General features: G+C 35.3%; 13 protein-coding genes. 5 read left to right on the top strand and 8 right to left on the bottom strand.

The features are described 5' to 3' along the window. Positions 1 to 3: 3 nt before the first annotated feature. Entirely contained in the window at positions 4 to 780 is a 777-nt protein-coding gene (gene murI, locus LNQ34_RS11800) for a glutamate racemase (RefSeq protein WP_229999847.1), read from the bottom strand. Positions 781 to 1,478: 698 nt separating this feature from the next. On the opposite strand from murI, the gene LNQ34_RS11805 reads away from it, so the two are divergent. Next, positions 1,479 to 1,949: a JAB domain-containing protein gene (locus tag LNQ34_RS11805; protein ID WP_229999848.1), complete on the top strand. Its 471-nt coding sequence runs from the start codon at positions 1,479 to 1,481 to the stop codon at positions 1,947 to 1,949. A 204-nt stretch (positions 1,950 to 2,153) separates the two neighbouring features. On the opposite strand, the gene LNQ34_RS11810 is transcribed toward LNQ34_RS11805, so the two are convergent. From LNQ34_RS11810 to LNQ34_RS11840, 7 genes are all read right to left on the bottom strand, one after another. Further along, positions 2,154 to 2,657 carry an OmpH/Skp family outer membrane protein gene (locus tag LNQ34_RS11810; protein WP_017497918.1) on the bottom strand — a complete coding sequence of 168 codons (504 nt, stop codon included), beginning with the start codon at positions 2,655 to 2,657 and terminating at the stop codon, positions 2,154 to 2,156. A 15-nt stretch (positions 2,658 to 2,672) separates the two neighbouring features. After that, complete coding sequence (locus LNQ34_RS11815) at positions 2,673 to 3,683, bottom strand: OmpH/Skp family outer membrane protein (protein ID WP_202702081.1); 1,011 nt, start codon at positions 3,681 to 3,683, stop codon at positions 2,673 to 2,675. A gap of 42 nt (positions 3,684 to 3,725) precedes the next feature. Beyond that, positions 3,726 to 6,473 (bottom strand): BamA/OMP85 family outer membrane protein, encoded by a 2,748-nt coding sequence (locus LNQ34_RS11820; protein WP_229999850.1) that lies wholly within the window; start codon positions 6,471 to 6,473, stop codon positions 3,726 to 3,728. Further along, positions 6,406 to 7,146 carry an undecaprenyl pyrophosphate synthase gene (uppS, locus tag LNQ34_RS11825; protein WP_070905629.1) on the bottom strand — a complete coding sequence of 247 codons (741 nt, stop codon included), beginning with the start codon at positions 7,144 to 7,146 and terminating at the stop codon, positions 6,406 to 6,408. The genes LNQ34_RS11820 and uppS overlap by 68 nt, the downstream gene beginning before the upstream one ends. 5 nt (positions 7,147 to 7,151) lie before the next feature. After that, positions 7,152 to 7,841, bottom strand: coding sequence for a type IX secretion system protein PorG (gene porG, locus LNQ34_RS11830; RefSeq protein ID WP_229999852.1), 690 nt, complete (start codon positions 7,839 to 7,841; stop codon positions 7,152 to 7,154). Positions 7,842 to 8,014: 173 nt separating this feature from the next. Further along, the gene (locus tag LNQ34_RS11835; protein WP_229999853.1) at positions 8,015 to 8,902 is read right to left on the bottom strand and encodes an NAD kinase; all 888 of its coding nucleotides are present in this window, start codon (positions 8,900 to 8,902) and stop codon (positions 8,015 to 8,017) included. 95 nt (positions 8,903 to 8,997) lie between these two features. Continuing rightward, entirely contained in the window at positions 8,998 to 9,657 is a 660-nt protein-coding gene (locus LNQ34_RS11840) for a CBS domain-containing protein (RefSeq protein ID WP_229999860.1), read from the bottom strand. 116 nt (positions 9,658 to 9,773) lie between these two features. On the opposite strand from LNQ34_RS11840, the gene LNQ34_RS11845 reads away from it, so the two are divergent. The 4 genes from LNQ34_RS11845 (at position 9,774) to LNQ34_RS11860 (ending at position 14,736) form a co-directional block, all read left to right on the top strand. Further along, a complete protein-coding gene (locus LNQ34_RS11845) occupies positions 9,774 to 10,487 on the top strand; it encodes a pyridoxine 5'-phosphate synthase (RefSeq protein ID WP_017497925.1) in 714 nt (237 codons plus the stop codon). A 34-nt stretch (positions 10,488 to 10,521) separates the two neighbouring features. Next, positions 10,522 to 11,508: a PDDEXK nuclease domain-containing protein gene (locus tag LNQ34_RS11850; RefSeq protein WP_255664329.1), complete on the top strand. Its 987-nt coding sequence runs from the start codon at positions 10,522 to 10,524 to the stop codon at positions 11,506 to 11,508. A gap of 80 nt (positions 11,509 to 11,588) precedes the next feature. Beyond that, entirely contained in the window at positions 11,589 to 13,868 is a 2,280-nt protein-coding gene (locus tag LNQ34_RS11855) for a TonB-dependent receptor (protein ID WP_229999863.1), read from the top strand. Between the two features lie 7 nt (positions 13,869 to 13,875). After that, positions 13,876 to 14,736, top strand: a complete 861-nt coding sequence (locus LNQ34_RS11860) for a DUF4249 domain-containing protein (RefSeq protein WP_229999865.1) — start codon at positions 13,876 to 13,878, stop codon at positions 14,734 to 14,736. Positions 14,737 to 14,748 lie beyond the last annotated feature (12 nt).

The following is a 14,748-nucleotide window of genomic DNA, read 5'->3' on the forward strand; positions in this document are numbered from 1 at the left end:
GAATTAAAAATCCTTCTCGATAACAGGGTATTTATGGTCTAAAATAGATTTTAAAACCTCGGGATTTGAATTGACATAAAATACGGGTTCGCTTTTCGGATTGGCAGTAAAACCAACGGTTTCTCGCAGGATATTTTGTGTTTGTCTGGCAACCGCTTCTCCTGAATCGATAATGTGAATGTGTTCCGGAAGTATTTTTTTGATTTGAGGAATCAGGTAAGGGTAGTGACTGCATCCCAGAACAAGATAATCGATATTGGCATCAATCATAGGGCGTAAATAGGATTCCAGTAACTGAGTCATTTCCGGAGAATATAAGTTCCCGTCTTCAATAAGCTGAACGAGCCCGTGACCTACTTGTTCGATAATAGTGGTATGCTGAAACATCTCAGCTGTTTTATTGAACAGTTCACTGTTCAGTGTTCCTTGCGTGGCCAAAATTCCAATAACCTGGGTTTTCGAATTGTTGGCAGCCGGTTTAATTGCCGGTTCAATTCCGATAAAGGGAATATCATAATCAGCGCGAAGTTCGCGAATCGCATTGGTGGTAGCTGTATTGCAGGCAACCACGATCAGTTTGCAGTTTTGTTCCAGTAAAAAGTCTACATTTTTTTTACTTAGAGTAACAATCTCTTCTTTTGTTCTTTGACCGTAAGGAGCATTTTTGCTATCGGCTAAATAAATAGTCTTCTCGTTAGGAAGCAGATCATGAATGGCGTTCCAGATGGAAGTTCCTCCAATACCGGAATCAAAAACGCCTATAGGATTGTTGTTTGTCATAGGACAAATTTAATGTTTTTTGATATAAATGCATATCCCAATTGAAAGGAAATCTTTAAATGCTTTTGTTTTTTAACGGCATTTTAACTCGAGTAAAACTGTGACGGTTTAACCGCAAAGACCACAAAGATTTCGGCAAGGTTCGCTATGTTTCTGTGGATTGGGAGTTAGATATTGTAGTAATTGAAAGAGAAGTTTTCCAGAATCCTTTTTAAAAAGCACTTGGTTTACGGTTTGATTCTCAGATTGAATTATTTGAAACTCATTGCTCTGAAAGAGCTTCAGTAATAGTATAGTGCAACGCACTATGAATATGGATGATCATTGTAAAAGCCCTAAAAGGGCGAAAGCCTAATCACAAAGAGAGTAGGGTATTTGGTTTTTAGGATATTTTAAAAAATCTATGCAAATCTTATCTGCTTTTGCCCTTTCAGGGCATTAGATTCTTTTAATTTAGTTCATAGTGCGTTGTACTATGCTTGTGCTTTTGGGCTTTCAGCCCTTTATTTTTCGTTTTATTAGAGTTTTGAAAAAAATGTAAGAGTAGATGGATTCCATTAAGGAAATAAAAAAATTGCCAAACATATATGTGTGCCTTTGTTTTTATTTAATGATGTAATTTAGGAAGAAGAAACTTGAAGTGTGGTCTTCAAATTTTGTATTAGCAAATAGAGAATTAATTATAGACCTTTAGTGTCATGCAAACCATAAAAGAAACACAAAATTGGAAAATCGCATCAGAAATTGAACTGATTTATAAAACCCGAGTAAGAGCTTCCGAGCGGCCTCAAATTAAGTCTTCGAGATCGACATATGAACTTGCGATGAGAACTTGGGATTTGGGTAAAATAGATTTTTTTGAGCAGTTTAAGGTGTTCTTGCTTGACAGATCCAATAAGGTTCTGGGAATTTATGAGGTTTCATCCGGTGGCACAACAGGAGCTTTTGTTGATCTTAGATTGTTGTTTTCTGCTGCTCTCAAGGCAAATGCTAAGGCTCTTATTGTAATTCATAATCATCCTTCAGGAAAAACACTTCCCTCTGTAGCGGATAGGTTAATTACACAAAAAATTAAAGAAGCAGGTATTATTTTGGATATTGTTTTAATCGATCATTTAATTATCAGTTCAGAAGATTATTATTCTTTTGCAGATAGTAGTTCGCTGTAAGATTGTTTTGATCTCTTGCTCTGAAAGAGCCTCAGCAATAGCATAGTGCAACGCACTATCAATAAGAATAATCATTGTAAAGCCCTGAAAGGGTGCAAGCCTGATCTCAAAAGAGAAGCATTTATCCTATTTCGGGGAGATGCATAAAAAAACGGTCCGTACTTTAAAGTGTACGGACCGTTTTTTATGTAAGGAATTCGTTTATTAGAATCCTAAATCTTTTTTTACATCAGCAGTAATGTTTGGACCATCAGCTAATAATAAAGTAGAACCGTCTAAAATGTATTGGAAACCTTTAGCTTTTCCAACTTTTTGGATAGAAGCTTTTACTTTTTCCATTAATGGTTTTACGATGTCAGTTTCTTTTTGTTGTAATTCTTTTTGAGCGTTGTCTCTGTAGTCAACAATTCTTTTTTGCATGTCCTGAACTTCTTTAGAACGTTCTCCGTTTACAGCGTCAGTTACAGTTGCAGCTTCACCTTCGTATTTTTTGATTTTTACTTGATATTCGTCAACCATTTTTTTGTATTCAGCATCATATGTACCACTTAATTTTTGCAGTTGGTTTTGAGCGTCTAGCATTGCAGGCATTTTCGACATAATCTCGCTAACATCAACGTGAGCTACCTTAGCTTGCGCGTTCATCGTGTTACTTGCTCCTAAAACTAGTATTGCAGCAATTAGTAAAGTTTTGATTTGTTTCATCATTTTTAAAAATATTAATTAATTATTGGTCGTATTTGTTTTTTGTGTTTCGGCTTCTTTTGCTTTTTTCGCCGCTTCTCTTTCTTCTAAAATTTTCTTTCTTCTTTCTTCTAATTCTTTTTTGCGCTGTTCGTAAAGCTTTTGCCTTTCTTCAGCTTTATTTACAGCAGGCTGAGCCGGTGCTGTTCCTTCGGTTGGTGTGACAGCAGCTGGTTTAGCTGTTGTGCCATCCGTTTTAGCAGGCTCTGTTTTGGCAGGTTCAGAAACCGTGCCATTTTTTTTAGCATCCCTTTCGGCGGCTAATGCTTTTCTTCTGTCTTCGTATTCTTTTTTCTTGGCTTCCTGCTCAAGTCTTCTGTCTTCAATTAGTTTTGCTCTGGCTGCTTTTTTGTCATCAAGAGCTTTTTGTCGGTCCGCCATTGCTGGATTTTCATCAATTGCATTTTCCAGTTTTTCTTTGGCTTCCTGATCTTTTAATTGTTTTTTAGTCAGCTGCTCACGTTTGTCCGTACGGTTTAAAATACGGATTACCTGATCGCTGATGTCAAATTTCTTATTACTAAAAAGCATTGTTAAATCAGATGATTTGTCAAAGACAAAGTCGTAATTTTTTGCTTCAGCAATATCCTGAACTGCAGTAAAAACCTGATCTTGTATTGGCTTTGCCAAACCTGCTTTCTGATGCATCAGATTTCCGTCAACACCAAATTGCTTTTGTTGATAATCCATCATTTCAGTTTCGAGAAATTTAATCTCGGTTTCTTTCTCATCAATAAGCTCTTTTGTCAGTAAAGCTCTTTCGGCTTTAAGGCTTTCTTTAAGATTATTGATGTCCAGTTTTTTGGTCTCTATTTCCTGTTTCCACTTTTGGGCCTTTAGCTCTAATTGAGCCTTAGCTTCTTTGTAATCGGAAACATTTTCCAAAATATACTCCATATCGATGTAGCCAATCCTTGTCGTTCTTGTTTGAGCCTGACTTGTATTTGCTACAATCAGGGCTAAAAATATAAATAAAAATTGTCTTCTCATAACATTACTTTATTTGAAAATTTTTAACCAACTATTGTTTTTTTAGAATTGTTGCCCGATGATAAAGTGAATCTCTTTACCATGTGCCTTAGTTTCTCCTGGTTGAGGATCGAAACCGTAACCCCAGTCAATACCCAATAATCCAAATGCCGGCATGAATACACGTAGACCAACACCCGCAGAACGGTTCAAATCAAATGGGTTATAAGCTTTAAAAGTTGGGTATGATGAACCAGCTTCTAAAAACGCCAATGCATAAATCGATGCAGAAGCTTTTAATGTAATCGGATAACGTAACTCCATAGAGAATTTGTTATAGATTGTGGCTCCAATCTGTTCTCCATTTGCATTTACCGGAGTTAAAGAGTTGTTTTCATAACCTCTCAACTGTACCGTTTCTCTACCATCCATCGAGTAGTTTGCCATTCCGTCTCCACCTAAATAGAAACGCTCAAATGGTACCACTCCTCTTTCCTGGTTGTATGCTCCAAGGAATCCAAACTCTGTTAAAGTTCGCATTACTAATTTACCATAAAGTTTGGTAAACCACTCTCCTTTGAATTTAATTTTATAATATTCCAGCCAATTGTATCTTTTTTGATCCACTTTCCCCTGGTCAACATCTGCACTTGCGTAATCAGAACCAACACTTACAACTCCTGCTTGTCCGTTTATGATTTCCGTTTTGGTATAATCTCCGGTATTCATCGGCTTGCCATCTGCACCAGATCTTGGATCTCCTGTGTATTGTGTTTTATATTCTTTTTGATTTTTTAGATCACCGTAATTAATTCCGTTAAACAATGAATAGGGAGGAGTTACTTTTGCAGAAATACTAAAGTCTGAACCATAGGTTGGAAATATTGGGTTAACCCCTTTATTGCTTCTTGAAAGTCCAATAGTATACGCTAAGTTTCTTGATGCTCCGTTACCAAAGGTAAACAATCCTGTGTTATAATTGTTCAAATCATAATGTTGGTAACTTACAGACTGTGATAATACGAAGTAATCGTCCGGCACAGTAAGTCTTTTAGCTAAACCAACCTGCAAGGTCAAGATGTTGAAACTTTTGCTTTTGTCAACATTTCTGGTAGCGAAATTGTTTAGGAATTGCTTACTGTATGAAATAGAAGAACTAAATTGTACCGGTTTCTTTCCTCCAAACCATGGTTCTGAAAATGACACACTATAGGTTTGGAAATAAGTACTTCCCTGTAAACGAAGTGCTACTTTTTGACCGTCACCCATTGGTAATGGTTTGTAAGATTCTTTATTAAACAGGTTTCTTGCTGAGAAGTTGTTAAATGATAATCCAAGGGTTCCAATGAAACCTCCACCACCGTAACCTCCCTGAAGTTCTACCTGGCTGGATCCTTTTTCTACAACATGGTATTCAATGTCAACAGTTCCTGCTGCAGCATCAACATTTTTGAATTTTGGATCAATGGCTTCAGGATCAAAGAATCCTAATTGTCCAATTTCACGAATTGTTCGAACTAACTGTTCTTTACTGTATTTTTCTCCCGGTTTAGTTCTTAATTCACGATAAATAACGTGGTCGTTTGTTTTATCATTTCCTACAACCGATATTTTGTTGAAGTATGCGATCGGACCTTCTGTAACTCTGATCTCAAAATCGATGGTGTCGTTTACTGTTTTTACCTCTACAGCATTAATGTTAGAGAATAAATAACCGTTGTTTTGGTATAAGTTTGTGATGTCTTCAGCATCAGGTTTTGTCTTGTCGGCAATACGTTTTTCCAGTAAAACACCGTTGTAAGTTTCACCTTTTTTGATTCCTAAATAACGGTTTAATAATTGATCTGAATAGACTGTATTTCCTAAGAATTTAATATTTCCGAAGTAGTATTTGTTTCCTTCTTCCACATTAATTTTGATGGCCAGCATATTTTTCTTCTTTTCGTATTTAACAGAATCAGAAATAATACGGGCATCACGATATCCCTTTTCTTTATAAGCGGCAACGACTTTTTCTAAGTCAGTTTTGTATTTTTCAGGGATGAATTTAGAAGATTTTAAGATACGGAGTATGTTCTTTTGTTTGGTATCTTTCATAGCAGCTCGCAACTGATTTCCGCTAAGCTGTTTGTTTCCGATGAAATCGATACTGCTAATCTTGACCTTATCTCCTTTATCTACCCGTACAAGCATGTTTACATGATTACCTGCAGTACTATCAGGAGTATTGGTAATAGTAACTTTAGTGTTGTAGAACCCTTCTTTTTTATATTTATTTTCAATATAATTTTTAGTTGTCGTGATTAAGTTTTCGTTGACAATTTTGTTTTTGGTCAGATTATTGTCCTTAATTAAGCCTTCGATTTTATTTTTTTTGATCCCAACGAATTTAACTTCGTTTAATTTAGGGAGTTCGACAATGTTCAGATCCAAATAGATACTGTCGTTGTCGATTTTGTTAACATAAAAAGAGATTTCGTCAAAAAGGCCAAGTTTGCCTAATTTTTTAATAGCACCACTAATTTCTTCACCCGGAACGGCAATTTCCTGTCCTTTTTGAAGACCTGAAAATGTAACAACTGTTTGTTCGTTAAAGCTTATTTTACCAACAACAGAAACTTTGGCAAGAATATATTTTTTCCCCTGATCAAAAGGAACTCTTTCCTGCGCTTTAATTTGTGAAAAACTACCCAAAAGAAGTAGGGTAAAGACTATTTGTATTCTTTTTTGCAACACTAAAAAATTATTTAATTTGTTCACTGGTTTTTCCAAATCTACGTTCTCTTTTTTGATAACTAATAATAGCCTCATATAAATCTTGGTCTTTAAAGTCTGGCCATAAGACATTAGTAAAATATAGTTCTGCATAGGCGATTTGCCATAGCAAAAAATTACTTATTCTATGCTCTCCACTTGTTCTTATTAATAAATCTACGTCAGGTAAATTTTGCGTGTAAAGATGCTCATTTATAATTGAATCGTCAATAGAGTCTATTGAAATTATATTATTTTTAACTTTATCACTGATGATTCTAACGGCTTGTACCAATTCTTCTCTTGATCCGTAACTTAATGCTAAAGTTAAGGTCAAACGGGTGTTATTTTTGGTCTTTTCTATTACATCCAACAACTCTTTTTGAGCTGATTTTGGTAATTTTTCAAGGTTCCCTATAGCATTAAGTTTGATGTTGTTTTCCTGTAGGGTTCCAAGTTCTTTTTTTAAGGAATTGATCAAAATTTTCATAAGTGCTTCGACTTCCAGTTTCGGACGATTCCAGTTTTCTGTCGAAAAAGCATATAGCGTCAGGTATTCAATACCAAGTTTAGCACATGTTTTTATGGTGTTTTTTACAGATTTTGTTCCGTTTTCGTGACCAAATGCTCTTAAAAAACCTTGTTGTTTTGCCCAACGGCCATTCCCGTCCATAATAATGGCCAGATGTTGAGGTAAATTTGTTTTATCTATTGATTCTAGTAAATTCATTTTTATTATTCTGCGCAATAGCAAGGTTTTTCTCCAAAGGTATACGTTAAAGTAATACCAGAGAAGACATACCAATCATTATTATTTAAATTTCCAAACTGTAATATGTTTGTGTTTTTTGTATTTGGATTGCTGGAGTCCATAGCATCTGTAAAAGTATATCGTGCTCCAACTTCAGCTCCCAGAACAATACTTGGTGTTATGTTTGATTTTATACCTAATATAATAGGTATGGCAAACGAACTTGAACTTATGGATTGTGTTACGGTTGGACTTGATGTAAAGCGATACAATTTGTCGTACATAAAAAAGTTAAGTCCAGAGAAAATATACGGAGTTACTTTTCTGTGATAATCATGCAGATTAAAGTCGAAAAAATTGAATTCCAGACCAGCCGAAAGTTCTTTTACATTATTTTTAAAGCTATAGCCTCTTCTGTTTCTTCCTGTTTCAGATGAATCGAAATCGTTTCCGGTAACGGTTGATTGTGTATACGAGAAACGATAGGAGTGACGCGGACTTTTATTCCATTTGTACAATACACCAAAAGCCAGTTTTTCCGGTGCAACATAGGTAGTTTTGCCTACATCTCCTACAAAGTTAATTCCACCTAAAAAAACACCAATCTCATTAATTTGAGCATTTAGTGTGATAAAGGGGAAAAAACATAACAATAAATTAAAAATTTTCTTCATTTAATTCAAAATTGCGTGCAAATATAATAATTATCGATTCGAATCAAAGTTTGTTTAGCTAAATGTGCTTTTTTTTCAATTTACAATATGATTTTGAGCTATTTGGTGATGATTCGCTATATGCAGAACGGGAAAATGTAGTATTATCGTATAGTGGTAATTCAGAAAACCGCTTAATTTCTCTTGTCTTCTCCCCAGAGCAGTTTTTTTCTCAGTGTTTTCAGGAAAGTTTCGCCCGGTATTTCCACCATTTTTATTTTGAAATCGGTTTTTTTAATTTTTAGAACAGAATCATTTTTTACAGAGGTGATTCGGGAATCTAAAGAAACTAAATACTGGTCTTCTCTTCCGGTAACGCGAAGTTTGATTTCGGTATTGTCCGGGATAACTAATGGCCTTGCGTTTAAATTGTGTGGCGCAATAGGAGTGATCACTAAGCTTTCAACATTTGGGGTCAGAATAGGACCGCCGCAGCTTAAGGAATACCCTGTTGAGCCAGTTGGCGTTGAAATGATTAGGCCATCTGCCCAGTATGAATTTAAATATTCATTGTTTAGATACGTTTCAACTGTAATCATAGACGTGGTGTCTTTTCGGCTAACAGTGACTTCGTTCATTGCAAAGTTTAAATCGTCTTCGATGGCGTCATTTTTAGGATCACAGGTTAAGCTTAATAAAGTTCTTTCGGAGATGGTGTAATTTTTGTCGATGATGTATTGTAAAAAATTATCAATACTTTCTCTGGGAACTGTTGCCAGAAACCCTAATCTTCCGGCGTTAATACCCAATATTGGAATTCCGGAGTTGCGAACCAGAGTTGCGGCTCTTAAAATAGTTCCGTCACCACCAATACTAATGAGCATTTCATAACTATCGTCTAACGAAGTAGAAGAAGAAAAGGTCTTGTATTCCTTTTTAACGAGTTCTTTTTCGTAAAGCATTTTCAGAAAGTCTTCTTCAATTACCATTTCGACATTATTGGAATTGAAAAAAATAAAAATGTCTTTAATAATGGGGCCTGTACTGTTTTGGTAATACTGCCCGTAAATGGCTACTTTCATTCGTTAATTAGATAATTTGTCAATGTGTTAATCAGATAATTTGTCAATGCGAAGATTATCTAATCAACTAATTTGCTTATTGACACATTAATAATTTATATGTTAAGGTATTTGTCCAGGTAATCAGAACGTTCTTTTAAGCTGTTGATATAAGCGTCTTCCTGATGTTCGGATATGATTTCGTAATTGTATCGTCTAAAAGTCTGGATGATTTCATTCATGGGGCCTACACCAATTTTTACGGTGATCTGAACATTTTCTAAGTCAGCTTCAGAGACAAAACAGCCCAGGATTTTACCATTATTGCTTTCTATGATCTGAGTAACCTGCCCCATAGAGTAATCCAAAAGTCCTTTTTGAACGATTATAATTCCGCCTTGTTCTTTTAAAAAAGGAGTTTCCTGAAAAAACTTCATGATATCCTCCATTTCATAATAACCAATATAGGTGTTGTTTTCGTCAAGAACGGGAATTGTATTGGTATGATTTTTAGCAAATACTTCCAGTACGTCAAGCCAAATCATAGATTTTCGGGCAAAAAAACGTTCCAGGGTATATTTGTAGTCAATGGCTTTTTTGTCTGTATCAAAAGTTTCGACATCATCGGCGGCGATACTTCCAATAAAAATTCCGTTTTCCAAAACCGGAAAATGCGAAAAACTCAAATCAGCAAAAAAGTCCTGAACCGATGCTATCGTTTCCTGACTATCAATCGCTCTGAAATCATTGGTGATATAGTTTGTAATTTCTGTCATAAATCTATTGAAGATATTTCATGCAAAATAATCAAAAAATAGCAAAAAACGCTACGTTTTACTTTGTATTTTTGTCGTAACAAATATAGTGTTACCAGAATTAATTATCTATTTATATGACAAAGTTAAGTGTAAATATCAATAAAATTGCAACGTTGCGAAATGCACGCGGCGGAAATGTTCCTGATTTATTAAAAGTTGCGACAGATATTCAGAATTTCGGAAGCCAGGGAATCACAATTCATCCGCGTCCGGACGAGCGTCATATTCGCTATCAGGATGCCCGCGATTTAAAAGCAATTGTATATACCGAATATAATATTGAAGGAAATCCTCAGCATAACTTTATCGATTTGGTTTTAGAATGTAAGCCAACACAGGTGACTCTGGTTCCTGATGCAATTGGAGCGATTACCTCTTCTGCAGGTTGGGATACTGTAGCCAATCAATCGTATCTGACGGAAGTTATTCAGGAATTTCAACGAAACGGAATCAGAACTTCAATTTTTGTCGATCCGGTGCTGGAAGTTATAGAAGGAGCAAAAAAAACAGGAACAGATCGTATTGAGTTGTACACGGAAGCTTTTGCACATCAATACGGTTTAGGGAATAAAAACGGAATTGATCCTTATGTTGAAGCGGCAAAACTGGCTAATGAATTGGATTTAGGGATTAATGCAGGTCACGATTTAAGTTTGGATAATATTCAGTTCTTCAAACAAAATATCCCGGGATTGTTAGAAGTGTCTATTGGTCATGCTTTGATTTCAGAAGCTCTTTATCTGGGCTTGGATAACGTAGTAAACATGTATCTGAATAAATTGAAGTAAGTTTTAAGGTTTAGATGACTTAAATATTTGGATAATGATCACGAATCAGACCCCGTTGTTTTCAGAAGTAAAAGAAATTATTCTCCAGTCTCGTAAACGAGTCTTTAGAATGGCAAATTCTATTTTGTTGGAAACCTATTGGGAAATTGGGAGAGTAATTGTTGAAGACGAACAAAGAGGGAAAGATCGCGCTGATTATGGTAAAGCTACTTTAATGAATCTTGCTAATCAGCTTACACTTGAGTTTGGAAAAGGGTTTGATGATAGTAATCTGAGAAATATGCGCGCTTTTTACAAAGTTTTTCCAATTCGTGACGCATTGCGTCACGAATTGAGTTGGACACATTATAGACTACTGTCGCGATTGGTTTCGGAGGAAAAAATAAATTATTATCTGAACGAAAGTATTCAGAACAACTGGAACAGCAGGACGCTTCAAAGGCAAATAAATTCATTAGCATTTGAACGTGTTGTGGAGCACAAAAGTATCAAAGCAGAATCAGATACTATTCAAAATTTAATAAAAGACCCTTATATTTTTGAATTCTTAGGATTGTCATCTGAAGCTAAAAATTCTGAGCGAAGCTTAGAAACATCTATAATAGATCATTTACAGCAATTTTTATTGGAGTTTGGAAAAGGGTTTGCATTTGTAGGGAGACAACAGCATATTGTTACGGATACGTCTGATTTTTATATTGATTTGGTTTTTTATAATTACATTTTAAAATGTTTTGTAATTATAGATTTAAAAACCGGATTACTATCTCATCAGGATATTGGTCAGATTGATATGTATGTCCGAATGTATGATGATTTAAAGAAGAGCGAATCAGATCAGCCTACGATTGGAATTCTATTGTGTTCGGAAAAAGATGAAACGATAGTGAAATATTCTGTTTTAGCAGATAAGAAAAGTGTTTTTGCAAGCCAGTATTTACTATACATGCCAAAAGAAGAGGAATTAAAAGCGTTGATAGAGAATGATATTCAGCGATTTCAGTTAGATTCTGAAAGTTAAGCGTATAAAAATAAAACCATAATTACTCTTAGAAAACACTTTATAATTGCTTATTTTCGCACTTTTCTTATTAAAATCAAGTGCCAAAACCAATTGTCCTCCTTTTTTTATTCTGTTTTTCCAATGTATTTGCACAATCTAAAGTCAGTATAAGTGGAAATCTAAAATCTTCTGAACACGAGAATCTTGTTGGAGCAAGTATTTCTCTAAAAACAGCGATCCAACAATATTATACGTTGTCTGACTCTATTGGTAATTTCTCGCAACAGCTGCCGCCGGGACATGTAGAAATAGCAATCAACCAATTGGGTTATCTTACGAAAATCATTAATCTTAACCTCGAAAAAGATACGGTGCTTTTGATAGTGCCGGACAAAGATGTTTCTCATCTGAAAGAAGTTATAGTAAACAATGATAAGAAGAGTCCGATAACGTCTTTGTCAGGGGGGAAATTAGCCTTTAATTTAAAAGAATTGTCTTCAGTTCCGACCGTTTTAGGAACTACTGATATTATAAAACTTTTGCAGCTGACACCAGGAGTGCAAAATTCAGGAGATGCAAACGGATATTTGTATGTTAGAGGTGGAGATCCGGGACACAATGCCATTTTGTACGATGGAACTCCTGTATATGGAATGTCGCACTTGCTGGGGATTTTCCCTTTTTATAATACCGATCATATTAAAGGTGTCGAGTTTGATAAATCAAGTTCGAATGCAAAATATGGAGGACGTTTGAGTTCAACTACACTCTTGATACCGAATAAAAAAATACCTTCAGAATTAGGGATCCAGGGAAATGTTGGAATTTTAGCTTCGCAGCTTACATTGACCGCTCCTGTTGGTAAAAACTCAGGTTTGTACATTTCAGGAAGGAAAACATATATTGATGAAATTGTTGCGCCATTATTGCGTTCCGGTTCAAAAAGCAATGATGTTCAGAATATGAAATATGGCTTCTCAGATGGAAATTTGACTTTTATTTCTCAGCTTTCTAAAAATAATCTGCTTTCTGTTGATGCTTTTGTTAGTGGTGATGAGTTGAAGATCGAGGACGGAAATCTAGCTTTGAATACTAGCTTAAAGTGGAGCAACGTCACCATTTCTCCAACTTTGGTTACTGCAATTTCTCCAAATGTAAGCATGTCAAATGCGTTATATTTTAGTCAATATTCTAATGAACTGAATATGGAACAGGCAACAATTGAATTTGGAGTTTCGTCGTATGTAAAAGATTTTGGATTTAATAATGCTCTTAAATATCAGATAAAAAATGTTCCTGTAGAATCGGGAATACAATACGTACATCATAATTTGCAGCCTCAAAAAGTGAATGTCGAGAATTTGACAGATGCTAGCAATACTTTTCAAAATAGCACAATTAATGCCAATGAGGCGGCTGTTTTTACGACTGTAAAGCCAAGATTTACAGATCGTTTAAGCGCCGAATTAGGTGTTAGGGTTAATTATTATACTTCAGGATCCCGTGATTCTTATTTGCATTTTCAGCCCAGAGTTTTATTGAATTATCTGTTAAACGAAAAATATTCTTTTTATGGATCTTATAACAGACAATATCAATACCTAAGTCTGATAACTACTTCAAGTGTTGGAATTCCTACTGATTTTTGGATTGCCAGTTCAGACGGCATAAAACCGCAATCGTCAGACGAGTTTTCGATTGGTTCTAATCAGAATATTTCGAAAAATTTCAGTACTTCTTTGGGAGGTTTTTATCGTTCGATGAAAAATCTGCTTGAATATCCGTACGGAATCACACAGTTTAATGAGGTTACCACATTCAAAAACGACTTGTTGACAGGAAAAGGAAAAGCATACGGATTAGAAGTGATGCTTCGTAAGAGCAATGGAAAGTTTACAGGTTGGCTGAGTTATACACTAAGCTGGTCAGATCGTAATTTTGAGGAGCTTAATAATGGAAAAACGTATTTTGCCAAGTACGACAGACGTCATAATCTGTCGATTGTTGGGATGTACGATCTGAATACCAAATGGAATTTCGGAGTTACACAACTGTTTGGTTCCGGGAATCGCTTCACTATGCCAACATCCTGGTATTTCATCAATAATAATCCGGTTAAAGAGTATTCAGGTTATAACAATGCACAAATGCCTAATTATATCCGAACCGATCTTTCGGTGAATTATTTCTTTGTGAAAACGAATAAAAAAGAAAGTGCACTGAATTTCTCGATTTACAACACGTTCAATATCAAGAATCCGGTTTATGTAGTATTGAGTGTAAAAGAGAATAAGGACAAAAACAGTGTAATTGTAAAACAGGAAGAAAAGGTTTTGTATCGCATATTGCCTTCCGTAAGCTGGAGGTTTAAATTTTAAAAAAAAGATGAAAAAATATTTATTGCTGATTGCTGTTCTGATAGTGACAAGCTGTTCCAAAGATGATTTTGGTCAGCTAGGGACAGAATCTAAAATTGTAGTAGAAGGCTGGATTGAAGAAGGCGATTACGCTCAGGTTTTGCTATCGAGCAGTATTCCGGTTACCAATACAATAGATTCGACTAATGTGTTAAATCATGTTATACGTTCTGCAAAAATTACAATTTCAGATGGTATGACCTCAGAGGTTTTAAGGGTTAAGAATGATAAAAACAGAGTGCCTCCGTTTGTGTATTATGGTTCGGTTCTCAAAGGAGAAGCAGGGAAAGAATATTTTTTGAAAATAGAGTATTTAAACCGCGTGGTGGAAGCGACAACCAAAATTCCAAGATCGGTAGCCATAAAAAGTGCAGCGTACATAAAGAAGGCTGACACCGATACGACCGGTTATGTTTTTGTGAAATTTGATGATCCGGTAAACGAAAAAAACTATTATCAGATTGCAACCAGAATAGAAGGACAGGAGCCTGTTTTTGTTCCTGCGTTTTATGGCAATTTAGACGATAAAAATTTTACTACAGCCGCTGTATCCGTTCAAATTAACAGAGGCATTTTACTTTTTCCTAAAACTAAGTTCACCCCTTATTTTGCAGATGGAGATTTAATACTGGTAAAATTAAGAACTCAAAATAAAGAAGCTTTAGATTTTTGGAACAGCTGGCAAAACGAAATCGTAAACAGCAGAAATCCTATTTATCCGGCAAACACAAGTTTAAAATCAAATATTAAAGGCGGAATAGGAATCTGGGCAGGCTATGGTCAAAGTACCGTTGTTGTAAAGACCGCGGAAAAAATAAAGCCGTTTTGAAAATAGTTTCAA

Origin of the sequence: Flavobacterium lipolyticum (genome assembly GCF_020905335.1) — a bacterium.
In the GTDB taxonomy this organism is placed as follows: domain Bacteria; phylum Bacteroidota; class Bacteroidia; order Flavobacteriales; family Flavobacteriaceae; genus Flavobacterium; species Flavobacterium lipolyticum.